The 24445-nt window shown below is 67.5% G+C and carries 13 protein-coding genes and 1 tRNA gene; 4 read left to right on the plus strand and 10 right to left on the minus strand.

Features of this window, described 5'->3' with window-relative positions; translation table 11 throughout:
• Positions 1 to 10: 10 nt before the first annotated feature.
• From ASF14_RS12940 to ASF14_RS12955, 4 genes are read right to left on the minus strand one after another with little or no spacing between them, the layout of a single operon-like run.
• Positions 11 to 1327, minus strand: a complete 1317-nt coding sequence (locus tag ASF14_RS12940; protein ID WP_056435579.1) for a chloride channel protein — start codon at positions 1325 to 1327, stop codon at positions 11 to 13.
• Positions 1328 to 1382: 55 nt separating this feature from the next.
• Complete coding sequence (locus tag ASF14_RS12945; RefSeq protein WP_056435584.1) at positions 1383 to 4385, minus strand: VIT domain-containing protein; 3003 nt, start codon at positions 4383 to 4385, stop codon at positions 1383 to 1385.
• Positions 4386 to 4438: 53 nt separating this feature from the next.
• Entirely contained in the window at positions 4439 to 5149 is a 711-nt protein-coding gene (locus ASF14_RS12950) for a SapC family protein (RefSeq protein WP_056435587.1), read from the minus strand.
• Positions 5146 to 6693, minus strand: coding sequence for a tryptophan halogenase family protein (locus tag ASF14_RS12955; RefSeq protein WP_056435590.1), 1548 nt, complete (start codon positions 6691 to 6693; stop codon positions 5146 to 5148). The genes ASF14_RS12950 and ASF14_RS12955 overlap by 4 nt, the downstream gene beginning before the upstream one ends.
• A 155-nt stretch (positions 6694 to 6848) precedes the next feature.
• Here ASF14_RS12955 and ASF14_RS12960 point away from each other — a divergent pair, with 155 nt between their 5' ends.
• Together ASF14_RS12960 and ASF14_RS12965 are read left to right on the plus strand one after the other, a co-directional pair.
• Positions 6849 to 9680, plus strand: coding sequence for a TonB-dependent receptor (locus ASF14_RS12960; RefSeq protein ID WP_056435593.1), 2832 nt, complete (start codon positions 6849 to 6851; stop codon positions 9678 to 9680).
• 118 nt (positions 9681 to 9798) lie between these two features.
• Positions 9799 to 12279 (plus strand): glycoside hydrolase family 95 protein, encoded by a 2481-nt coding sequence (locus ASF14_RS12965; protein ID WP_201780594.1) that lies wholly within the window; start codon positions 9799 to 9801, stop codon positions 12277 to 12279.
• A 10-nt stretch (positions 12280 to 12289) separates the two neighbouring features.
• Here the strand turns inward: ASF14_RS12965 and ASF14_RS12970 are convergent, their stop codons facing one another.
• From ASF14_RS12970 to ASF14_RS12985, 4 genes are all read right to left on the minus strand, one after another.
• The gene (locus ASF14_RS12970) at positions 12290 to 13693 is read right to left on the minus strand and encodes a glycoside hydrolase family 43 protein (RefSeq protein ID WP_236697063.1); all 1404 of its coding nucleotides are present in this window, start codon (positions 13691 to 13693) and stop codon (positions 12290 to 12292) included.
• 42 nt (positions 13694 to 13735) lie between these two features.
• Entirely contained in the window at positions 13736 to 16336 is a 2601-nt protein-coding gene (locus ASF14_RS12975; RefSeq protein WP_056435596.1) for a hypothetical protein, read from the minus strand.
• Between the two features lie 23 nt (positions 16337 to 16359).
• Positions 16360 to 17766, minus strand: coding sequence for an MFS transporter (locus tag ASF14_RS12980; RefSeq protein ID WP_236697064.1), 1407 nt, complete (start codon positions 17764 to 17766; stop codon positions 16360 to 16362).
• A gap of 66 nt (positions 17767 to 17832) precedes the next feature.
• Positions 17833 to 19887 (minus strand): glycoside hydrolase family 31 protein, encoded by a 2055-nt coding sequence (locus ASF14_RS12985; protein ID WP_056435599.1) that lies wholly within the window; start codon positions 19885 to 19887, stop codon positions 17833 to 17835.
• A 170-nt stretch (positions 19888 to 20057) separates the two neighbouring features.
• On the opposite strand from ASF14_RS12985, the gene ASF14_RS12990 reads away from it, so the two are divergent.
• The gene (locus ASF14_RS12990; RefSeq protein ID WP_056435602.1) at positions 20058 to 21083 is read left to right on the plus strand and encodes a substrate-binding domain-containing protein; all 1026 of its coding nucleotides are present in this window, start codon (positions 20058 to 20060) and stop codon (positions 21081 to 21083) included.
• Positions 21084 to 21102: 19 nt separating this feature from the next.
• On the opposite strand, the gene ASF14_RS12995 is transcribed toward ASF14_RS12990, so the two are convergent.
• Positions 21103 to 21193: transfer RNA gene (locus tag ASF14_RS12995), tRNA-Ser, on the minus strand.
• 96 nt (positions 21194 to 21289) lie between these two features.
• Here ASF14_RS12995 and ASF14_RS13000 point away from each other — a divergent pair.
• Positions 21290 to 22156, plus strand: a complete 867-nt coding sequence (locus ASF14_RS13000; RefSeq protein WP_056435605.1) for a peptidylprolyl isomerase — start codon at positions 21290 to 21292, stop codon at positions 22154 to 22156.
• 149 nt (positions 22157 to 22305) lie between these two features.
• On the opposite strand, the gene acs is transcribed toward ASF14_RS13000, so the two are convergent.
• Positions 22306 to 24258: an acetate--CoA ligase gene (gene acs, locus ASF14_RS13005; RefSeq protein ID WP_056435608.1), complete on the minus strand. Its 1953-nt coding sequence runs from the start codon at positions 24256 to 24258 to the stop codon at positions 22306 to 22308.
• Positions 24259 to 24445: the final 187 nt, after the last annotated feature.

The raw sequence follows: 24445 nt of genomic DNA on the forward strand, positions 1-24445 counted from the left end.
GAATAGCGGATCACCGCATCGCGAAGGTCCGCGACAGGCCGTGATACAGCTTCTCGCGGCATACCAGCTGGCTGACCCCGTCGGCGATGAAGGCGGTGGCGAACATCGGCAGCATCAGGCCGCGGCTGGCGGTCGTCTCGGACAGGATGATGACGGCGGTCAGCGGCGCGCGGACGACGCCCGCGAAATAGCCGACCATGCCGAGGATCACGATCGCCGAGGCGGGGGAGTCCGGAAAGACCGAGCGCAACAGATTGCCCAGCCCCGCGCCCACCGACAGCGACGGCGCGAAGATGCCGCCGGGCAGCCCGGCGACGGCGGTCGACAGGGTCGCGAGGAACTTGGCCGGGCCGTACCAGAGCGGCGCATCGACCCCGACGATCATCGCCCGCGCTGCGCCGTAACCGGTACCCCAGGTCAGGCCGGTGCCGACGCCCAGCCCGGCGACCACGACGCCGCACAGCGCGGCGAACAGGATGGGACGTTGCTTGCTCCACAGGGTCACGCGGTTGGTGCCGGTCGCCATCATCAGCATCAGCCGGGCAAAGCCGCCGCCCGCCAGCCCGCCGACGATCCCGGCGACCGGCGCGGCGACCAGTGCGGTGACGATCGGCATATGCGCGCCGATCAGCCCGAAATAGACATAATCCCCCTGCGCCGACTGGGCGACCATGCCCGCGATCGCGATGGCGGCGATGACCAGCAGCGTGACCTTCTGCTCATAGGCGGACGCCAATTCCTCGATCGCGAAGAGCAGCCCGGCCAGCGGCGTGTTGAACGCCGCCGCGACGCCCGCCGCGCCGCCCGCGATCAGCACCGCACCGCGGAGCGGCACGCCCAACAGGCGGTGGGTCAGCCCCATGATGGCAGCGGCGATCTGCACGGTCGGCCCCTCGCGCCCGACCGAAGCACCGCCCAGCACCGCCGCCAGCGTCAGCCCGGCCTTGGCGACGACGGTGCGAATCGACACCAACCCGCCGGTCGCCCGCTCGGGATCGGCCTGCGCAGCCATGACCTGCGGAATGCCCGACCCGCGCGCGAGCGGCGCGAACCGGCGCGTGATCCAGACCAGCCCCGCGAACAGCAGCGGCGTCACGACCAGCGGCGCCCAGTGATAACGGTGCACGAAGTGACTGAAGATCTCGCCCGCCGCATCCGCCGCCTCGGCAAAGACCGTCGCGGCCAGCCCGATCGCGACCGCGCCGATCAGGATCGCCAGCCGGGTGCGGAACTTGACCGATCCCGGCCCCTGCGCCCGCAGCAGCGCACGATAACGCGCGGGCGTCCATTTGCGGAATGACGGGAAGGGCGGACTCTGCTCGGCCATGGTCCGCCCCTACACCCTTATCGCTTCGTAAAACCAGCCATAGCGCGCGCCCCGATCAGGGCAGCGGCACTGCGTCCTTCGCCGGTATCCTGCTCGACACCGGCTTGCCCGGCACGACGATACGGCCGATCATCCGCGCGCCCTTTTCATCGCGCTTCAGTTCGATATCGACGCTGTCGACCGTCTCGTTCGCCCGCCCGAAATTGCGGAACAGGTGCGCGGTCAGGATGGTCGCGCCGTTGGGATCGATCCGGTCGGGGGCAAAGACATCGGCCTGCGCCGTATAGGTGCCCGGGGGTGCCGCGCGGATCATATATTCCTCCGGCCCATAGCCCTGCGTCATGTCCCGTGACAGCCGTCCGCCGATGGCGGTCCGGTTGTTGTTGTAGATCGCCCGCTCGCGCGTCGGCTCGTCGACCCACAAATCCATGTCGGAGCCATCGGTGGTCCAGTCGATGACGACGCGGACATCGACATCGAGCAGCATGACCAGGCGCGGGTCCATTTCCACCTTGCCGCCCAGCTTGCGCAGGCGCGGCAGCATCGCATTGGCCTCGTTCAGCGCGATCAGGTCGATGCCGTCCCATGACTCGGCCTGCGGGCTGGTCGCGACCTCATAGAGCAGGGTGATCGCGCGGGTCAGGTCGGCCTTGGCCTGGGCCGGACGGACGGCGGCACGGCGCGCGAGGGTCAGCGCGAGTAGGCGGCGCGGCTGCGGCCGGTCGGGATCGAGCACCGCCTGCCGCTCGCGCAGTTCGACCGCGCGGTCCCAGTCGCCATACCGCTCCAGCCGGTCGGCGACCATGCCCAGCGTCGTGTCGTCGGCGGTCGGCAGGTCCAGCGCCGACAAAACCATCTCGCTGGCCTCGGCCACACGGCCCCGCCTGGCGAGCCAGGCGGCGGTGTCGAGATAGAAGTTCGGCAAGGCCCCGTGCCGTGCCTCCGCCTCGCGGAAGCGTTCGGCGAAATCGGCGGGCTTGCCGTCATACAGCTCCAGATAGGGCCGAGCGGGCTGCCACGCGTCGATCTGCACCGAGGGAGCCGCCGGGGTCATGCGCGTGGCGGCGCCGGTCACGGCGATGTTGTCCGTCGCCTGACTGATGCGTGGGGCCGGGGGAGCCGCAGGGGCCGGAGGTGCTCCAGGGGCCGACATGACGAATATTTCCGGCGCTGGCGGGGGCGGCGGCGGGGGCGGCGGAGGCGGCGCAGCCGAGGGGACGTTGACCATCGGCGGTGGTGTGACGACCGTCGTCGGAGGCGGTCCGGTCCGGTCGAAACTGCGCGAGGTCGCAATCCGATTGGGACGCGCAGCGGGGTCGAACCGAGTCTTCCACCACGCCACCTCGTCCTGCCACTCTCTGAGCAGTTGATCGAAATGGCGCTGCGCGATGCGGGCGTCATCCGCCTCCATCGCCTTGCGCTGGCGGGCATAATCGTCGCGCCATTCGGAGGGCAGGGTCGCGGGCGGATCGATCTTGGCGTTCAGATAATCGCCCACACTCTCCAGCAAGAGGAAGGACAGGCTGGGGCTGGCAATGCCATAGCGGCGGCTGAGCGCCACATAGGCGTCGCGCTGCTCGGTTGCGCCCAGCGTCGCCAGTGCATCCTGCGCTAGGAGCGCCCCCGGACCGTCAAAGGCCGGAGTCTCGCCGCCGCCATCGATGGCGCGGATCAGTTCCTGCCCCGCACCCAGCCGGATCTTCACCGGCCCGAAGCCCGGCGCACGGACCAGCACCGCCCAGCGTCCCTGGGCGGTGGCCAGCTGCACGAAGGGCAAGGGGCGATCGTCGCGGTCGGTGACGGCGATCACGCCCGGCCCTCCGGCCTGCAACAGCGCCAGCGCCGCCGCCGGATCGTCGCCCAGCAGAATCAGTTGCCCGCCATGCACGCGCGCCAGATGCCCCAGCCAGGCACGGTCGTCGCTGCCCGCACTGCTGACCACATCCAGCGGGCAACGCGGGGTGATCGTGGCATCGCGGTCGATGGTTGCGCGGCCATCGGTGAAGATCAGGCAGCGGTCGGCGGGACCGCCCAGCGACAGCGGCGCGAAGCCCGTCGCCCCGCGATAATCGAGCGCGCCCAGCCACGCCGCCGCTTCACCGGCGGTGGTGACGCTTTTGGTCTGCGCCCCGCTGCTGTTGAAGGCGACAAGCTCGACCTTGGCGGGGTGCCAGCGGTCGATCGTCGCGCGGACCACCGCGATCTCGCGGGCCGTGTCGGCCTTCAACCGCGAGCGCGAACGATCCCAGTAGATGCGCAGATGCGCCGGAGTCATCTCGTTCCCGGTAACGGCGGGCAGGTCGCCGCCCAGTTCCAGATCCCGCTCGCCATTATGATGGGTGCTGACGACCAGATCGGCGGCGCGAGCGGGCGCAATGGCCAGCGCGCCCGACAACGGCCTGTCCTTGCCGCTCACCACGCCGCCCCAGCCTTCGCCGTCCGTCGTGATCGCCAATGGCGTCTCGCCCAGCGTCACCAAAGGCTTTGCCACGGTGCCGCTGCCATGGATGCGGATCGACCAGTCGCCGACCGCACCGTCGAACCCGAGCGGCAGGCGCCAGCCCCCCGCCCCCACGGGCGCAACGAAACGCACCCGGATCGTCCGCCCACGGCCGGGCCAGATCGGATAGACGCGCGTCGAAAAGACATTGTCCGCGCTCACTTCGGCCAGTCCGGGATCGATCCGCTGGCGGACCCGCGCTTCATAGACTGCCTTGGCGCGCGGACGATCGACCAGCACGCCGTCGACCATCTGCCCCCCAATATCCAAGGCATAGCCGGTGACGACCGCGCCTTCGGGCAGGGTGAGGCGGAAATCACCCTCCAGCTGCGCCGCCTCGGGATTGACGAAGGCGGCGGAGATGGTCGTTTCGACGACGCTGCCGAGCTGTTCGACCGCGATGTCCAGACGCCCCAGCGACACATTGCGTTCATGCGCGGCGTCGCGAATGCCCGCCGCATGGGCCTTCAGCATGGGGTTGGCGGTCTGCGCCCACGCCCCCTGTCCCGTCACAAGGGCAAGCCCCAGCGCCACGAGTCCCCGCCACCGTGCCAGCATCTTCGCCCCCCTCCGATCGCCGGAGGCTAACCCGCCGCCGGGCCCCGAACAAGCTAATCCAGCGAATAGCCGGTCAGGGCGGGCGCGAAGCGGGCATTGTGCAACTGGCGCAACCGTTCGACCTGCGCCAGCGAGGCGGTCAGGACGGCGGCGGGGGCCAGCCGGTCCGCCCGGTGGAGCGCGATCACATCGGCATCGGGCAGCGCCTGCACCGCCGCCTCATCGATCGTGTAGAGCCCCGCCAGATCATGCGCGCCCCCATCCGCCTTGGCCAGCGAGAGGTCCAGCAGGCGGATCAGGCCATGCGCGGCCCAGGCATCGACCAGCGCCTGTGCGGCCTCGACATCCGCCACCAGCCGTTCGAGCGCGCGGGCGATGTCATCCGCCAGCGGCGTCGGCTGTTCCCCCGCGAACAGCGGCTCACCCGCATCGCCCAGGCTGGGGTCGGCCGGATCGATGGCCAGTCCCGCCGCCCCGCGCGCGTCGAGCCGGAACCCGCCCAGCATCACCGCGCGCGGCACATAGGTCGCCTGGAACCCGCCGCCGAAGACGAAGAGGTTGGCGGGCTCGACCAAGCTCATCAGCGCAATCAGGTTGAAGCGCCCGGTCTGGCCGTCCTTGGCGAGGCACAGGGGCATGTCGGCGGCCGCGACCGCGATTTCCGACAGGCCGATCCGGGCGAAGCGGCGCGTCCCGCCTGCGGCATGGCGGTCATAGCGCAGCCCGCGATGCGCGGCCGGGGAAAGCGGGGGGATGCCGATCATACGCGTTGCAGACCATGTTCGCGGATCGCGCGCAACAGGTCGCGGTGGCGCGGGGCGCGGGCACGCAGATCGTCCCTGGCGCGCGCCATCCGCGTGACGAAACGCTGCGCCAGCACCGTGTCGGGGGCGGCCGCGTCGATGCGCGGCTGGCGGCTGTCGAAACCCATGCCGTGCAGGACATATTGATAGCTGGGCCAGGAAAACACTTCGCGGGCATGATCGAAATCCTGCGGGCCGGGCGAATGGTGCCGCCACAGCTCCAGCCGCTCGGCCAGGCCGTCGGGGATGGAGGACGCCGCGACATTGTCGCGCCAGAAATCGGTATCGGTGCGCCGGGTCAGCACATAATGCAGCTTCAGGAATTCGATGATCCGCATCCAGTGATGGGTGAAGGTCGCGTTGAACTGGCGTGCCATCACATCCATCGCGGCGCGGGTGCGCGGAAGGCGGTCGGCGATCGCATCCATCGACGCCTCGATCAGCATCAGCGCCGACGCCTCCAGCGGTTCGATGAACCCGGCGGACAGGCCGACCGCCACGCAGTTATTCTGCCAGAAGCGCGTCCGGTGCCCGGCATCGATGGTGATCCGGCGTGCGCTCAGCCCCTCGGCGGCGGGACCGACATAGCGGCGCAACGCCGTCTCGGCCGCATCGTCGCTGGTGTGGGCGCTGCTATAGACATGGCCGACGCCGCGCCGGGTCCACAGCCCGATGTCCCAGATCCAGCCCGCGTCTTGCGCGGTCGACACCGTATGACAGATGATCGGCGCGCCCTCATCCGCATAGGGTACCTGAAGCGCCATCGCCCGGTCGGCGAACAGCACATCGCCGCAACGGCGGAACGGCACCTGATAGACGCCGCCGATCAGTCGCGCGGCAAAGCCGGTGCAGTCGATGAACAGGTCGCCCGCGACCGTTCGCCCATCGGCCAGTTCCAGATGCACGATATCGCCATGGTCGCTCATCTGCGGGCGCACCACATCGCCCAGCACATGGTCGATGCCCAGCGTGCCGACGCCGTGTTCGCGCAACAGCGTGGCGAATTTGCCCGCGTCCAGATGATAGGCGTAATTCGCATGCCCCGCATATTCGGGCATCACGATCGTCTTGGGCCCCAGCCCCGCATCGCACAGCATCGGCTGGTAATCGACCCAGTCGGCGAAGCTGGCATTCTCCGCCGCCCCGTGCAGCCAATGCGGCGCCAGATCGATCTCGGTCGCGCCCGCAGGCGGGTTGAGCGGATGGTAATAGCCGTCCTGCGGCGTCCCGTCGGTCCAGCCGACGAACCGCGCACCCTGTTTGAACGCGGCGTCGCAGGAGCGGATGAAGTCGGTTTCGGTGATGCCGATCTTCGCCAGCGTGTTGCGCATCGTCGGCCAGGTCCCCTCGCCCACCCCGACCGTCGGCACATGGCGCGACTCGACCAGCGTGACCCGCACCCCGCTTCCGATTCGACGGGCCTGCGCCGCCAGTCGACAGGCCGCGATCCAGCCTGCCGATCCGCCGCCGACCACGACGACGCGCCGAACTTCCGTCTCGCCCACCTGTGCCTCTCCCGCTCCGCTCTTCGCCTTTTATACCGGAACTTCCGATACCTAGAAGAACTGCCTACCCTTGTACTTGTCAGACATAGCTTCTAACAAGAGCAGCATAGATGCTCGCCAAGAAGCATCGAACACCGGTTTCATAGGGGAGAGCTATGCTGAAGAAAGCCCGGAATCCAAAGACCAGCGCCCGCTACGCCGCCCAAGGGCTGGCCAGCGCACTTGTCGCACTTATCGTGGCCACTCCGGCCCTGGCGCAGAGCCAGACGCCACCGGCGGACCAGACCGCCACCCTGCCCAGCCAGAGCGAAGCCGACGGCACCTCGGCCGACATCATCGTCACCGGCATCCGCCGCAGCATCGAATCGGCCGCCGCGATCAAGCGCGACGCGGCCGGTATCCTCGATGCGATCTCGTCCGAGGATCTGGGCAAGTTCCCCGACGCCAATGTCGCCGAGTCGCTCCAGCGTATTCCGGGCGTCGCGATCGACCGCAGCAACGGCGAGGGCGCATCGGTCAGCGTGCGCGGCCTGGGGCCCGCCTTCAACACGGTGTTGTTCAACGGCCGCAGCTTCGCCTCGGACAATTACAACCGCGCCTTCTCCTTCGACCTGATCCCCGCCGAACTGATCAGCGGCGCGCAGGTCTATAAGAGCTCGCAGGCCCCGCTTCAGGGCGGCGGTATCGGCGCGACGATCAACGTCCAGACGCCGCGCCCGCTCGCGCTCAAGGAATTCAAGGGCGTCTTCACCGCCAAGGCGCTGTACGAGGGCAACAGCAAGAAGGTCACGCCGCAGCTGTTCGGCCTGCTCAGCGACACCTTCGCCGACGGCAAGCTGGGGCTGCTCGCCTCGCTGTCCTATCAGAAGCGTATCGCCTCGATCCGGGCGATCAGCACCGATGGTTATATCCCCGGCACCTCGGTCGGGCCGAACAACGCGCCGCTCTACACCAATGTCTATGCGCCGCGTAACCAGGACGTGAACGAGACGCGCGACGACCGCACCCGTCTGGGCGCGACGCTGGTCGCACAATATGCGCCGACCGACGCGCTGACCTTCACCGTCGACGGCCTCTACAACCGCTTCAAGAGCGACACGACGACGCGCGGCCTGGGCAGCTGGTTCGAGCCGACCAGCTATACGGCGGCGGGCATCGATTCGAACCGCACCGTCACCTCGCTGACCACCAACGGCAATGCCGACTTCATCGCCTCGGGCGGGGTGCGTGAGACGACGACCTATGAGGCCGGGTTCAATGCCGAATGGCGTCCGGCCGACAATGTCCGCATGGTCTTCGACGCCACCTATTCGCAGGCCAAGAATGCGGGCGGCGGCAAATCCTATTTCACCGTCATCGGTGTGCCGACGCAGTATTCGTTCAACGCGGCGCAAGGGAACGGCATCCCCTCGACCTCGGGTTACGCGAACGGCGTGCTGACCAATCCGGCACTGGGCCGCACCCATATCGCCGGGCGCAGCGGCAACGACGTGACCGAAAAGGTCCAGGAATATCGCTGGAACACCGAATGGAAGCCCGGCTGGGACATCGTCACGGCGCTGCGTTTCGGCCTGACCGGCACCTCGCGCGACAAGCGCAACGTGCCCTTCTCGTCCGATCCCAATATCGGCTGCCTCTATTGCGGTTATCCGACGCTGGCCGATCCGTCGCTGCTCTCGCCCTTCACCCTGGGGTCGCTGGGGCAGAAGGGCGGCAGCGTGCCGACCACCTTCCTGACCTATAACCCGCAGGCCTATTTCAACTATCTGACCAGCACCGCCGCCACGACCGCGCTCGACCTGGCGCGCGGCCAGCCGGTGGGCACGACGGCGGCGATCTTCGCGCGCACCAACGGCTATGCGGTCACCGAGCAGCCCTCGGCCCGGGTGCGCGAGAAGGTCTTCGCCAGCTATGCCGATGTCGATCTGGAGGGCACGGTCGCCGGGCTTCCCTGGTTCATCAATGTCGGCGGGCGTTACGAATATACCGAACTGGTTTCGGCCGGGCAGCAATTGCAGCTGACCGACCTGCTGCCGGTGCCGGGCGATCCGACCACCTATACCGGCGTCTTCGCCAACAACCGCGCGGCGGTGTCGGTCGACCGGCGCTCGTCCTACAGCAACTTCCTCCCCAACCTGAACGCGAAGCTGAACCTGACGCCCAAGCTGCAGGCGCGCTTCGCCGCCTACAAGACGCTGACGCGCCCCGCCATCGGCGATCTGGCGCCCAGCCTGGACATCGGCACGCTGCGCCCCGCCACGCTGACCGCCAGCGGCGGCAACCCGGCGCTGAAGCCTTACCGCGCGACCAATTTCGACCTGTCGCTCGAATGGTATCCGACGTCGACCACCACCCTGTCGGCGGCGGTGTTCCACAAGACGGTCGACGACTTCATCGTCCAGACCTTTGGCGAGGAACTGTTCACCATCGCCAATGCGGGCAATTTGCCGGTCGGCGGGCTGATCGTCGGGCAGAATACCGCGAAGTTCAGCGTCCGGCGCCCGCGCAACGCGGAATCGCTGAAGATCAAGGGGCTGGAGCTGAACCTGGTCCATACGCTCGACTGGCTGCCCGGCGTGCTGAGCGGCTTCGGCGTGCAGGCCAACGCGACCTTCGTGACCACCAATCGCGAGTTCGACGTCAGCCAGGTCGGCCAGTCCTTCGCGGCGGAAGGCATCGGCAATTCGCAGAACGCCACCCTGTTCTACGAAAAGTTCGGCGTATCGGCGCGCATCGCGTACAACCGGCGCGAACGCTTCCTGCAACAGCTGGCGGGCGGTCCGGGCAACGAGCCGGTGTTCGTGCGCGACTACGGCCAGTTCGACGGCAGCGTGGCGGTGAACATCACCCCCTTCGCCCAGGTCTTTGTCGAGGGCACCAACCTGTTCAACGCCAAATACTTTGCCACCGGGCGGTTCGACAATCAGCTGCTGCGCTACCAGAATTTCGGGCCGCGCTACGACGCAGGCGTGCGCTTCTCGTTCTGATGCGCGGGCGGTGCGGGAGGGTTTCGACGCTCCCGCACCGATCCCTTATTTTGTCCTTTCTTCATGCATTTGAATACGCCACCGTCCCGGCATCAGGGATGAGACGGAAGGGGAATGCATGACCGATCTGACGCGACGCGGCGTATTGGAAGCGGGTGCCTTCGCCATGGCGGCGGGCGGGATCGGCGCCCTGCCCCTGCGGGCGCAGCCGGTGATGGCCGATGACTCCCACCGCCTCTGGTTCGATGCGCCCGCGACCCGCTGGGTCGACGGATTGCCGGTCGGCAATGGGCGGCTGGGCGCGATGGTGCGCGGCGGCCCCGCGCGCGAGATCATATCCCTGAACGAGGACAGCCTGTGGTCCGGCTATCCGGGCAGCGATGCCAAGCCGGATGCGCAAGGATCGCTGGCGGAAGTGCGGCAGGCCGCGCTGGCGGGCGATTACCACGCCGCCGACACGCGCGCGAAAAAGCTGCAAGGCGCCTATTCCAACAGCTATGCGCCGATCGGCGATTTGGTGATCGAACTGGCCCATGACGGCGCGACGCACGACGCCTATCGCCGGGCGCTCGACCTGGACCAGGCGGTAGTCGACATAGCCTATACCGCGGGGCGGACGCGTTACCGGCGCGAGGTGTTCGTGTCGCACCCGGCGCAGCTGGTCGTGGTGCGGATGACGGCGGAAGGCGGGGCGATCGACGCCGACGTCTCGCTGGCCACGCTGCTGAAGGGATCGGTACGGGCGGAGGGCAACCGGCTGATCCTGCACGGCAAGGCCCCCTCCTATGCCGCGCCCAATTATCATTCGGTCGCCGATCCGGTCCGTTATGACGATGCCGCCGGACGCGGCATGATGTTCGCCGCCGTGGCAGACGTCATGAACGAGGGCGGGCAGGCCACGGTGTCGGGCGACCGGATCGTGGTTCGCGGTGCCCGGAGCATCGAGATCCGCCTCAACGCCGCCACCGGCTTTCGCGGTTTCGACCAGTCGCCCGACCTGCCGATCGAGGCGATCGAGGCCAAGGCGGTGGCGGCGCTGTCGGCGGCGCGGGGGACCGGCTATGCGGCGTTGCGGGCGGCGCATGTCGCCGACCACCGGACACTTTATCGCCGGGCCGGATTGCAGCTGGCGGGCGGCATGACGGGCACGACGGCGGAGCGCCGCGCGGGCAATGCGCGGGCCAGCGATCCGGGTCTGGCCGCGCTGCTGTTCCACTTCGGCCGCTATCTGCTCATCGCCAGCTCACGCACCGGAACCCAGCCCGCCAATCTCCAGGGCATCTGGAATGCCGAGGTGCGGCCACCCTGGAGCAGCAACCACACCACCAACATCAATACCGAGATGAACTACTGGCCCGCCGAGGTCGCCAATCTCGCCGATTGCCATACCCCGCTGTTCGACTGGCTGGAGCGGGTGGCGGTGCGCGGGAGACGGGTCGCGCAAAGCTATTACGGGATGCCCGGCTGGTGCCTGCATCACAATAGCGACATCTGGGCGATGGCCAATCCGGTCGGCGAAGGCAGCGCCGCGCCGATCTGGGCCAATTGGCCGATGGGCGGACCCTGGCTGATGCAGCATCTGTGGCAGCATTACACCTTCGGCGGCGACCGGGCGTTCCTGCGCGATCGGGCCTGGCCGCTGATGCGCGGTGCGGCCGAGTTCTGCGCGGCATGGCTGGTGGCGAACGGCACGGACGGGCGGCTGACCACCGCGCCCTCCATCTCGCCCGAGAACGAGTTCCTCGCCCCCGACGGCAAGCCCGCCTCGATCAGCACGGGCTGCACCATGGACCTGGCGCTGATCCGCGAGCTGTTCGCCAACTGTATCGCCGCCAGCGCCCTGTTGAACACCGATGCAGCCTTCGCGACCAAGCTGCGCGGACTGGTCGAGCGGCTGGAGCCGTATCGGATCGGCAGCCACGGCCAGTTGCAGGAATGGTCGCGCGACTTTGCCGAGGCGGAGCCGGGCCATCGCCATATCTCGCACCTCTATCCCCTTTATCCCGGCGAAGAATTCACGCCCCGCCGCACGCCCGCTTGGGCCAGGGCGGCGGCGACATCGATGCAGCGGCGCGAAGACAATGGCGGGGCGCAGACCGGATGGAGCCGTGCCTGGGCGACCTGCATCTGGGCGCGGATGGGCGATGCCGCACGATCCGGCCGTTTGATCGACGCCTTCTTCCAGGGCAGCACGCTCGACAATCTGTTCGACACGCATCCGTCCAACAAGGGGCCGATCTTCCAGATCGACGGCAATTTCGGGATCACCGCCGCCATCGCCGAGATGCTGCTGCAAAGCCATGACGGCGCGATCGCCCTGCTGCCCGCCCTGCCCCCGGCGTGGCGCGACGGCCGCGTCCACGGCCTGCGCGCACGCGGCGGCGTAACCGTCGATCAGCGCTGGGCGGCGGGGCAGCTGGAACAGGCCGAGCTGCTGTCGGCGCTGGGCGGCGAGCTGGTCGTTCGCCTGCCCGCCGGTCGCCGGGTCCGCGTGGCCATGCGTGGCGGCCGGGCCGTAGCGATCCGTACGACCAAGGACGGCATGCGCATCGCCACCCGCGCGAGGGACCGGATTGCATTGACCATCGGCGCCGCCTGAGCGCGGCCCCTTACTGGCGGCGGAACTGCCAGCGGTCGAAGTCGAACAGTCCGCCGCCATCGCCGTGGAAGACCAGGAACAGGTCGTGCACGCCGTTCGCCCCGGTCACTGCCGTGGCTTGCGTCCCCCAATCCGGGCCGTCGCCGCCGGTCAGGGCGAGTGTCCCGATCTGCGGCCCGTCGACCCGGTCGAGATGCAGCGTGATCGTCGGACGACCGCGCACCCGCGCCACGCTGGCGGCGAAGCTGGCCGCGCCGCGTCCGAAGTCGACGCCGCCGATCTTGATATAGCTGCGATCGGCGATGCGGGTGACGTGAACCCGCCCGTCCGCCGCGCTTGCGGTCGTGACGCCCGGTGCCCAGCGATAGGGCCGGTCGCGGTCGCGCCCGATGCGTGAGGTCCAGGCGATCGTCTCCGCCTCCACCCAGCGATAGGGATCGAGGGTTGCGATCTGCGCCACGCCCTCGTCGGTCCACCAGGGCAGGCGCGGAATGGTGCCGTCCGGATTGTAGCGGAACTCGCGCAACGTCACCGATCGCCGCTCGTGATGGATCGGCGTCAGGGCGAAATTCAGCTCGTAGTGAAAGCCGAACAGATAGGAATGCCCCTTATAGTCGATGATGCCGGGGTGATTGCCGGTCGAGGCGGCATTGGGGTCCATGATCGGCCCCTTGTGGACCCAAGGGCCGGTTGCCCGGTCGCTCATCGCATAGCCGATCCCCTCGGGACAGCAGCTGGAGGCATAGGCCATATAGTAATGCGGCCCGCGCTTGTAGAACCAGGGGCCCTCCTGATAATCGATCGGCTTGGCGACCTTGGTGATCTCTCCGGCATAGCTGGTCATGTCGCGGTTCAGCCTGACATACCACAGGTCGGGATTGCCCCAGTAGAGATAGGCCTGCCCGTCATCGTCGATCGCCACGGTCGGATCGATCGCCCCGCGCCGCGCCGCGATCAGCGGCTTGCCCAGCACGTCGCGAAACGGTCCCTCGGGCCGGTCGGCCACCGCCACCGCGATCGCCGTCTTCGGATCGCCCGCGACGCTGATCGGGGCGTAGAGATAGAATTTGCCGTCGCGTGCGATCACCTGCGGCGCCCAGGCGTCATTGTCCTGCCGCGCCCAGGGAAAGGTCTTGAGCGAGGCGGGCGAGCCCCGGTCGGTCCAGTTGACCATGTCGGTCGAACTGTAGAGCCGCCAGTCGAGCATCCAGAACCCTTCGGCATCATCCTCGTCATGGCCCGTATAGAGATAGACGACGCCGTCATGGACGAGCGGCGCCGGGTCGGCGGTGAAGCGCGTCTGGATGATCGGATTGTCCGCCTGCGCGCCATCGGGCACGACCCCCGTCGCCATCACGGCCAGTGCCGCCAGTCCCGCACGCCATCCCTTTTTCAGGTCATTCCCCTTTTCCAAACCCCTCTCCTCCCACGACGGCCCGTCATGGCAGGTCCGCCCTCAGGGCATCGGCGTAACAGCGATCCGGTCGATATTGGGCGCATAGGCCGAGCGGAGCTGGACACCCGGCCAGCTCTGCGAGGCATAGGTGCGGCCGTCCCAATTGGGCTGTTCCTCGCCCGCGATGCGGATGGTGTTGGCCCCCGCCTTCAGCGCCACCGGCACGGTCATCTCCCACCAGTTGTTGGCGTTGAAGCTGTGCGGCGCGCTGACCAGCATCGGCTTGCCGCCGTTCACCGAAATGCGCGCGATGCGGGCGAGCGGATCGGGATTGTAGTGCGTCGCCTTGGCCTGTTCCTCGTTCGAGAAGCGTAGCGTCAGCGCATAGGTCCCTGCGCGCGGCGCCATCACCCTGGGGAAGGTCAGCGTGTTGCCGTTGCCCGGCGCGCCGCCGATGGCGAATACCGCCCGGCCGCCACTGGCCCGCGAAGCCGCAGCGATCCGTGCTGTCCCGGCGACCTGCGCATCCTCCGCCTCGTAGAGATAGGGCGCGGGTCCGTTCTTCGGCGTCATCGACAGGCCACGAACAGCCGCCGATCCCGTGGTGGTCAGCACCACCTTGTTGATCCCGCCGAGCAGGAAGGCGCGGCCCTTCGTCGCGCGGCCGTTGACCGCCATACGCACCGCGCCGCCGCCGCTGGCGTCCGGGCTCAGGCGCGCCAGTCCGTCCTTCGCGGCATAGACCCAGAAGGTCGCGCTGCCGCCCTTCACCACGGCATCCGCCACATCATAGCGCGTGGCGGTCACGGCGGGATCGGCGGCGGTCAGGGTGATGCGGTCGACCATCGCATTGCCCTGGGTCCGGCGTGTGCCGTCCAGACTGCGGGTGGCGAGCGTCAGGATATGGCGGCCGCGCGTCAGGGTGACGACCGTATCGGCATGGTCGAGCACGGCGGGCTTGTAGCCCAGCGGCAGGAACAGCTCGGTCTCGCCCTCCGGCTTGCCGTCGATGCGCAGGAAGACGTTGGTTGCCCCCTGCGGCTCGACCAGCGGGTCCTTGTTGAAGCTGTTGGCGAGGACGCGCAGGTCGTAGCGGCCGTCGCGCGGCACATCGACCGCGAAGTCGAGCGCGGCGTCGGTGCCGGTCTTGAACCCCTCGACCAGATAGCCGTTCGAGACATGGAAGCGGTCGACATGATCGGGCGAACCCTCCGGCCCGCGCACGGTCAGTCCCTGCCCTTGGCGGGTCGCCTTTTCGGCTTCGTAATCCTGCCGCCAGCGGGGGGCGACGGCGGCGGGGCGTACGCCCTGTCCGGGGGACAGGACCAACACATAGGCCGCTTCCTCGCGCAAAGCGGGCCAGCCGTCCCGGCCGAAGGTCAGGTCGATCTGTCCGTCCTTCACCGGCACCAGGCGGTCACCGACCACCACCGGCGGCGGAGAGTCGCCCAGCTGGCCGGTCCAGTCGATCTCGCGCACGCGGACGCGCACCGTTTCGCCGAAGCTGGCGGGCACATGGGTCAGCGCGACAGTGGCATCACCCGACTTGCCGCCGAACAGCAGGCGCATCTGGCGGCGCGCGGGATCGAGCGTCGCGACACCTTGCAAGGTATAGCTCTGGTCGGGATGCGGCGGGGTGACGGCCAGGGTGTGGCCGCTCATCGTCGCATAGGCGTTCAGCAGCCACCATTGCCCGTTGCCGCGATTGGCCTGGACGGCGGAGTCGCTCAAATTCCCGTCGATGTTCCAATAGGCGATATCGGCATCGACCTTGGAATCCTCGATCGCGGCAACCCACTGCACCATCTGGCCGGGGACCGAGGTGTGATAGTTATAGGCATATTCGTTGATGTTCACCGGCAGATGGCGGCCCTGCCACTTCGTGCCCGCGAACAGCCGGTCCTCCCATTCGCGATATTTGCGTACGCTGGTCCGCACCGCCGCCGGGTTGCTGAGTTCGTGCCAGGTCACGATGTCGGGCATGGTCTCGACCGCGATGGCGTGGCGCAGGAAACCCTCGACCTCGGGATAGAGGATGCTGGTATTCGGCCCGGCAATCCGCGCGCCGGGCAGTTCCTGGCGGATCATCCGCACCGCCCGGTCCCAGGCGTCGTTGAACGCGGTCGGGTCCTTCTGCCAGCGCACATTGTTGCAGCTCTTGGGCCCTTCGGCGAACATGTTGCCGTCGGGCTCGTTGAAGGGGACGAAGACGATCCGGTCGCGGTAGCGCGGCGCCATGCCCTTTACCTGACGCACCTGCGCGCGCAGCTTTTCGATATAGTTCGTCACCGACTGGGCGCAGTCGCCGGTCTTCCAATCATAGGGGAATTCGCGGTTGATGTCGGTCATGTAGATATAGGTGTCGCCGCCCGACGCATCGGTCAGCAGCGTCGACACCTCCAGCGCATCGGCGCCGGGATGCTGCGGCCCGTCCTGCGCCTTGGTTGAAACGGTCCGCAGCCCGATGCCCTCGACCAGATTGGGATGCGGCAGCCGCGCATCGTAAAGGCCGTACAGCGTGCCCGACGCGCCGCCGTGAAAGGCGCCGGTGTCGCTGGCCAGATCGACCGTCATCCGCTCCTGCGCCAGCGCGGGCATGGCGACCGAGCCGAGCAGCGCAGCGATCAGGACGGAGGCGGAACGGCGAAGCGGCTGGGTCATGAGGCGGGGCTCCGGAATAGGGGTCATAGGGCGCGGGCGGCGGTCATGCGCGCAATCGTGTCGCGGTTCAGGATCAGGCGGGAAATCGCAAAGGCCAGCGCCAGGTGCATCAGGCCGGGGATGATCGTCGACAACAGGCGGATGCCGGTGAGCGACAACGCCGTCTGGTTGCCCGCGCCCGCCTTGTATGACACGGCGACCAGCACCCCGCTGATCAGCGCGCCCGCCACCGCCCAGGCCAGCTTCACGAAGAACTGGTTGAAGGCGAAGCTCATGCCCGAGGAGCGCATCCCCAGCTTCCATTCGCCATATTGGTCGGCCAGCTGGATCAGGGTGAAGTGCAGCGGCAGGGTGCAGCCCAGCACGATGCAGCACAGCCCGACCAGCACCAGCCACAGGGTCGGATACTCGCCCGGCACGAAAAAGGCGGCGAAGTGTCCGGCGACCAGGATCAGATTCACCCAGATATAGATGCTGCGCACGTCGTATCGCCGGGTGAAGGCCTGCACCACGATCGAACCCAGGAACCCGCCCGCCGTCGCGGTGCCGAAAAACAGCGCCTGATAGGTCGCATCGCCCTTCAGCACATAGGTGATGAAGTACAGCGCCGCGCCGCCCTTGGTATTGAAGATCGCGATCAGCAGCAGCGTCATCAGGAAGGTCCAGCGCAGCTGGTCGTTCTTCAACGTGTTGGCGATCGCGACCTTGAGCGGCACGTCCGCGGTATCGGCGGCGACCACCCGCTCGCGCACGAACAGGAAGCAGATCAGGAACATGACGACCGCGGCGGCGCTCAGGATCGCGACCCCGTCGCGGTAACCGCGCGCGATGTCCGCGCCCCCCAGATGGCGCACCAGGATCGGCAACCCGACCGAGACGCAGAAGGACGCGATCGCCACCATCGCGAAGCGCACCGACTGGCACGACACACCCTCGCGCTCGCTGTCGGTCATCCGGGTGATCAGTGCGCAGTACGGCACGTTGTTGAGCGAATAGGACAGCGCGAGCAGGAAATAGGTGATCGCGGCATAGGCGACCTTGCCGTCATAGCTGAAGTCGGGGGCCTGAAAGGTCAGGAAGCAGCTGAGGCCCACCGGAATCGCGGTCCAGAGCAGATAGGGCCGGAACCGCCCCCAGCGGGTGGTGGTGCGGTCGGCCATGATCCCGATCAGGGGATCGGATACCGCGTCGAAGATGCGCAGCGACAGGAACAGGACGCCGACGATGCCCGGCGCCAGCCCGAAGACATCGGTATAGTAGAAGGTTAGGAAATTGGCGATCAGCCCGGTGACGATGGTGCCGCCCGCATCGCCGAAGCCGTAACAGATCTTCTCGACGAACGGGATGGAAGCAAGGGGGATCGGCGCGGGGGTGCCGTGTCGCTGCCCGCTGTCCGCCGCCATGGCGTGATCCGCCATCGATGCCGCCATGCCCTATACCCTCCCGTTCTGGTCCGTCCTTTGACGGCTCCGATGAAATGACCGATGCTTGGCCGGTCACTGTTTCTTGTCGAACGCCGCCATCACCTCCGCGCTGTCGCGGATGAAGACCGGAATCCGGTGCAGCGGTGCCGCGCAACAGATATGGCCGCCGCCCTCGACCCGCTCCTTGGTCCAGGCGTCCAGCCATATCCCGTCGGGCAGATAGACGCACCGCTCGCCGACGCCCGCCGCCGTCACCGGCGCGACAAGCAGGTCGGGGCCGAACATATACTGGTCGTCCACCGCCCAGCAGCGCGGATCGTCGGGATAGTGATAGAACATCGGCCGCATCAGTGGATCGCCCTGCTCATGGGCCGCCCGCATCAGTCCGGCGATATAGGGCCGCAAACGCTCGCGAAGCCCCGCATAGCAGCGCAGCACCTCATACACCCGCTCTCCGAAGCTCCACAGCTCATTGCCCGCGCCCGTGTCGCATTGCGCCACGCCGTCGCGGAACGGCTCGGGCGGCGGGGTCACGGGATCGCGGTGGCCGTGCATCCGCAGGACGGGCGTGAACACCGCCCATTGGAACCAGCGGATCATCAGTTCGTGAAAGGCCGGGTCGTCGACATGGCCGCCATGAAAGCCGCCGATATCGGTCGTCCACCACGGGATACCCGCCATCCCCATATTCAGCCCGGCGCTCAGTTGGTTGCGCATCGCCTCGAACGAGGAATGGATATCGCCCGACCAGACGAGCGCGCCGTAACGCTGGCTGCCCGCCCAGGCGCAACGGATCAAGCTGACGATCTCGCGCTCGCCCTCGGCCGCCAGGCCATCGTAAAAGGCCTGGGCGTAATGGAGCGGATAGGCGTTGCCGACCTCCAGCACGCTGCCCGCATGATAGCGATAATTGTCGAAGTCATAGGCGCTATATTCGGGCTCGGCCTCGTCCAGCCAGAATAGCGCCACGCCCTTGTCACGGTAATTGCGCTTTGCCCGGTCCCACAAAAAGGCACGCGCGCCGGGATGGGTGACGTCGATGAAGCGGGTATTGCCCAGAAACTCCTGCTGCACGTCCAGCCCGCGCGCGGAGCGCACCAGATAGCCCTTCTCGACCATCTCGGGATAATTTTCCGACCGATGATCCACCGTCGGCCAGATCGAGACGAGCAACTCGGTGCCCATCGCCTTCAGCTCGGCGGTCATTGCGGCGGGATCGGGCCATTCGCGCGGATCGAACCGCCAGTCGCCCTGCACCGGCCAGTGGAAGAAGTCGGCGACGATCACCGCCAGCGGAATCCCGCGTGCATGATAGTCGCGCGCCACCGCCAGCAACTCGTCCTGGGTGCGGTAGCGCAGCTTGCTCTGCCACAGCCCCAGCGCATAGTCGGGCATCATCGGCACCGTGCCCGTCACCTGGGCATAGTTGCGCACGATGTCGGCGGGCGTGTCGCCGGCGGTGATCCAGTAATCGATCTCGCTCGCAGCCTCGGCGGTCCAGGTCGCGCCATTGGCGGCGAAATGCACCGCGCCGACCGCGGGCATGTTCCACAACAGGCCATAGCCATGGCTCGACACCACGAAGGGCACGCTGGCCTGCGAATTGCGCTGCGCCAGTTCCAGCGTGCATCCGGCGAGATCCAGATTGGGCTGCTGGTATTGGCCCATGCCGTACAGTCGCTCGCCGGTCTTCGCCTCGAACCGGACGGTGATGCGCGCGGTGTCGCCGGTCAGCGGCTTGAACTCACGCCCGGCCAGCCCCAGCGCGCTGATCGTGCGCACTTCCTCGGTGCCGACGGTCCAGAATTTGCTGATCGTGTCGCGCTGCCGCCACTTTTCCTCCAGCAGCAACTCGCCTTCCGCGTTCAGGAAACGGACACGCCCCTGCAGGTCGACTTCGGCGGTGATCCGGCCTTGCGTGATCCGCGCGGTCGCGCCGTCCCGCGTGACGATCGGATCGGCACCCGCAGCGGCACCGTCATCGAGCAGCGCCCCGGCGCGTGCCCCGGAATCGGAAAAGGGCGATGCGCGCAGGCGCAGGCCGTGCGGCCCATGCGCCTCGATCCGCAACCACCCCCCATTATAGCTCCACGCGATCGCGCGGGCTTCCAGAACAAGCGTGTCCAAAGCGACCCGATCCTCTTGCCGCCATTCTTCGATGGCCGTAAACGTTTACGGGTATCGCCCCATTCCGTTCCCCTGTCAATGATCTGTTTGCAGGCCGCTCGACCCTGCCCCCGCAGGAGGAGCATTTGGAGGGCTTGTGCGAAACGAGGCGCGCCGCGATCAAAGGGCGCATGGATATACGCGAACTTGCCCGTCATCTGGGGCTATCGATCGGCACGGTGTCGCGGGCGCTGAACGATCGCAAGGACGTCAGCCCTGCGACCCGCCAGCGGGTGGTCGAGGCGGCGGCCAAGCATGGCTATATCCCCAACCAGTCGGGGCGGACGTTGCGCAGCGGGCGCACCGGCACGGTCGGCTTCATGCTGACGCTGGAGCATGACAGCGCGATCCATGGCGACCCCTTCTTCATGGCGCTGCTCGAGGGGTTGCAGAACGGCCTGAGCGAGCATGACCTCGATCTCGTCGTGCTGCTGGCGCGCAAGGGCGAGGACGCGCTGACCTTCCTGCGCCGCCATGTCTCGCGCGGAACGGTCGATGGCTGGGTGCTGTCGGGGACGCAGCATGACGATCCGCGCATCCCCTTCCTGCTCGACCGCAACATCCCCTTCATCGCGCTGGGCCGCACCGCGATCGCGCGCGATTATGCCTGGATCGACCTGGATTTCGAGGGCGTCATGGCCGACGCGATGACGCTGCTGACCAAGGCCGGGCATCGCCGTATCGGCCTGGTCGCGCCGCCAGCGACGATCAACAACAGCCATATCGTGGTCGAACGCTATCGCGATGCGCTGGCCCGCGCGGACATTCCCTTCGACCCTGCGCTCGTCCATCATGGCGAAACCGACGAAAGCGACGGCGAGGCGACGGCCAGCGAATTGATGGCCATGCCCGACCGCCCGACCGCGCTACTGCTGATGGGTGAGACCGCGCCCGTCGGAGCCTATCGCGCGCTGCGCCGCCTGGGCCTGGAGCCGGGGCGCGACGTCGCGGTGATCGGCCTGCGCGACAACCCTGCCTGCCGCGCGCTGACCCCCGACCTCACCTGCTTCTCACTGGACCTGGGTAATCTGGGACTGGCCCTGGCGCGCGGACTGGTCGCGATACTGCCCGGCCAGACGGAGGATGGGGGGCCTGCGGTCCAGGCCCTGTGGGGCATGACGCTGCGCCTGGGGCAGAGCCACAAGGTCGAGCGCTGAGGCGAAACTTCGGGGATAATGGCGGAGCGGGAGGGATTCGAACCCTCGATACGGTTTTGCCGTATACTCACTTTCCAGGCGAGCGCCTTCGACCACTCGGCCACCGCTCCGCATGAGTCCATGCCTGGAAGACGCGGCCCTAATGCGCTTCCTCGCGGCGCGCAAGCGATTGCGTGTATCGGTCGGCTGGGGCAGTCTATTGCTTGATGACGATCACGCTTCTGCTCGCCGCGCTTTTGGCGCAGGCTTCGCCCTCCCCCGCCCCTGCCGCGCAGGTGGGCGATCCGCTGCCCGGCGATTGGATCGCGGTGCCCGATGACGAGTTGCTGGTCTTCACCCTGGCCAATGGACGGACGGTGACGCTGCGGCTGGCACCTGCCCGGGCGCCGGTCCATGTCGCCAATATCCGGGCGCTGGCGCGGGCGCGCTGGTGGGATGCGGGGACGAGCGTCTACCGCGTGCAGGAGAATTACGTCGCGCAATGGGGCGACGCGACCGAGAAGAAGCCGTTGCCGACCGGCATCGTCGCCAATCCTCCGGCCGAATATATCCGCTCCGGCAACAGCGCGGTAGCGCGGCTGAGCAAGCCCGATCCCTATGCCGCCTGGGCGGGTTATAGCCGTGACGGCTGGCCGCTGGCGGGGGATGCGACCAGCGAGTGGGTGCCGCATTGCTATGGCATGGTCGGCGTCGCGCGCGATCTGGCGCCCAGCACGGGGTCGGGGGCCGAGCTCTACACGATCATCGGTCACTCGCCGCGCGGGCTGGACCGCAACATCGCGGTGGTCGGCCGGGTGGTCGACGGGATGGATGCGCTCTCCACCCTGCCGCGCGGGACGGGGGATCTGGGCTTCTACAAGGATGAGGGGCAGCGGCTGGGAATCGTCTCGGCACGGCTGGCGAGCGACATCCCGGCTGCCGAGCGGCCGCATTTCCAGTATCGCGAAACCGGGTCGCCACGCTTCGCCGCGTGGATCAAGGGCCGGGAGAATCGGAAGAACGACTTCTTCACCGTGCCTGCGGGGGGCGTGGATATCTGCGCGGCCTTGCCGCCGGTTCGGAAAACGCCCTGAGGTTCGCGTTGGGGCGTAACCTTCGATTTCGCTCAGGCTGAACGGAGGTCTGTATGAGAGGCCTTATTCCCTCGCTCCGTTCAGCCTGAGCGAAGTCGAAGGCCAAGCGAATCGCGGGGCTGCTGGATAACCAGCAGCCCCGTCCCACATCACGCCGCCTTCTTGCCCGGTTCGATCCGGTTGGCGACCAGATGATCCACCACCGCCGGATCGGCCAGCGTGGAGGTGTCCCCCAGCGCATCGACCTGGTTCTCGGCGATCTTGCGCAGGATGCGGCGCATGATCTTGCCCGAGCGGGTCTTGGGCAGGCCGGGGGCGAATTGCAGCGCGTCGGGCGTGGCGATCGGGCCGATCTCGCGGCGCACCCACTGGACCAGCTCGGCGCGCAGTGCCTCGTCTTCCTCGACGCCCGCGTTCAGCGTGACGAAGGCATAGATGCCCTGCCCCTTCACGTCGTGCGGCATGCCCACCACCGCCGCCTCGGCGACCTTGGCATGGGCGACCAGCGCGGATTCGACCTCGGCGGTGCCCATACGGTGGCCGGAGACGTTGATGACGTCGTCGACCCGGCCGGTGATCCAGTAATAGCCGTCCTCGTCGCGGCGGCATCCGTCGCCGGTGAAATATTTCCCCGGATAGGTGGTGAAATAGGTCTGGAAGAAACGGTCATGATCGCCCCAGACGGTGCGCATCTGCCCCGGCCAGCTGTCGGCGATGACGAGGTTGCCCTCGACCGCGCCGTCCAGCACCTTGCCTTCGGCATCGACGATCTGCGGCAGCACGCCGGGCAGTGGCAAGGTGGCCGAGCCGGGCTTGAGCGCCACGGCGCCGGGGATCGGCGCGATCATGTGGCCGCCGGTCTCGGTCTGCCACCAGGTGTCGACGATCGGGCAGCGCCCTTCGCCCACCACCTTGTGATACCATTCCCAGGCTTCCGGGTTGATCGGCTCGCCGACCGAGCCCAGCACGCGCAGCGACGAGCGGTCGGTCTTCTTCACCCATTCGTCGCCCTCGCGCATCAGTGCGCGCAGCGCGGTCGGCGCGGCATAGAAGGTCGCGACCCGGTACTTGTCGACGATCTGCCAGAAGCGGCTGAAATCGGGATAGTTGGGCACGCCTTCGTACATCAGCGTCGTCGCGCCGTTGGCGAGCGCGCCATAGACGACATAGCTGTGCCCCGTGACCCAGCCCACGTCGGCGGCGCACCAGAAGATTTCGCCCTCGCGGTAATCGAATACATGCTGGTGGGTGTAGGACGCCCAGAGCAGATAGCCGCCGCTGCTGTGCAACACGCCCTTGGGCTTGCCGGTCGAGCCGCTGGTATAGAGGATGAACAGCGGGTCCTCCGCCCCCACGGCCACGGGCGCGCAGTCGGTGGCGGCCGCGTCGACCAGATCGCCATACCATTGGTCGCGGCCGTCCTTCATCGTCACGTCCACGCCGCTGTGGCGGACGACGACGACATGGTCGACCGTCACGCCGTCATGGTCCAGCGCGGCGTCGACATTGGCCTTGAGCGGCACCGCCTTGCCCCCGCGACAGCCGCCATCCGCCGTGATCACGATGCGCGAATCGCAATCGACGATACGGTTGGCGAGGCTTTCGGGCGAGAAACCTCCGAATACGATCGAATGGATCGCGCCGATCCGCGCACAGGCCAGCATCGCAAAGGCGGCCTCGGGGATCATCGGCAGATAGATGGTGACGCGGTCGCCCTTGGCGACGCCCAGCCCCTTCAGCGCATTGGCGAGGCGACAGACCTGCTCGTGCAACTCGCGATAGGTGATGCGGCGATCGGTGCCGGGGGCATCGCCTTCCCACAGGATGGCGACCTGATCGGCGCGCGTTTCCAGATGCCGGTCGATGCAGTTCGCCGCGACGTTCAGCTGTCCGTCGGCGAACCAGTTGATACGGAAATCCGCCTCGGCGAAGCTGGTGTCCTTCACGCTGGTGAAGGGCGTGATCCAGTCCAGCCGCCCGGCCTGTTGGCGCCAATAGCCGTCGGGATCGGTCTTCGCCGCCTCATAGGCCCGGGCGTAGCGTTCCGCATCCATGGACGCGCTATCGGCCCATTCGGGAACGGGGTGAACATGGGCGCTCATGCCTGTCTCTCCTTTGTCTTTGTCCGACCTTTAGCAGTCCAACATCACAATTGCCTATCGGCTCCGTGACAAAGTGCGTCCTGCGATCGGGTTCGGATGCCCGGCCAAAATGTCGCTACCATGACGACCGTTCATCATAATGTCGGAGAGTTTGCGGCAAGACCAAGGGCGGGCCGGGAACATTTGC

The organism is Sphingomonas sp. Leaf257 (genome assembly GCF_001422185.1).
Classification (GTDB): Bacteria; Pseudomonadota; Alphaproteobacteria; order Sphingomonadales; family Sphingomonadaceae; genus Sphingomonas; species Sphingomonas yabuuchiae.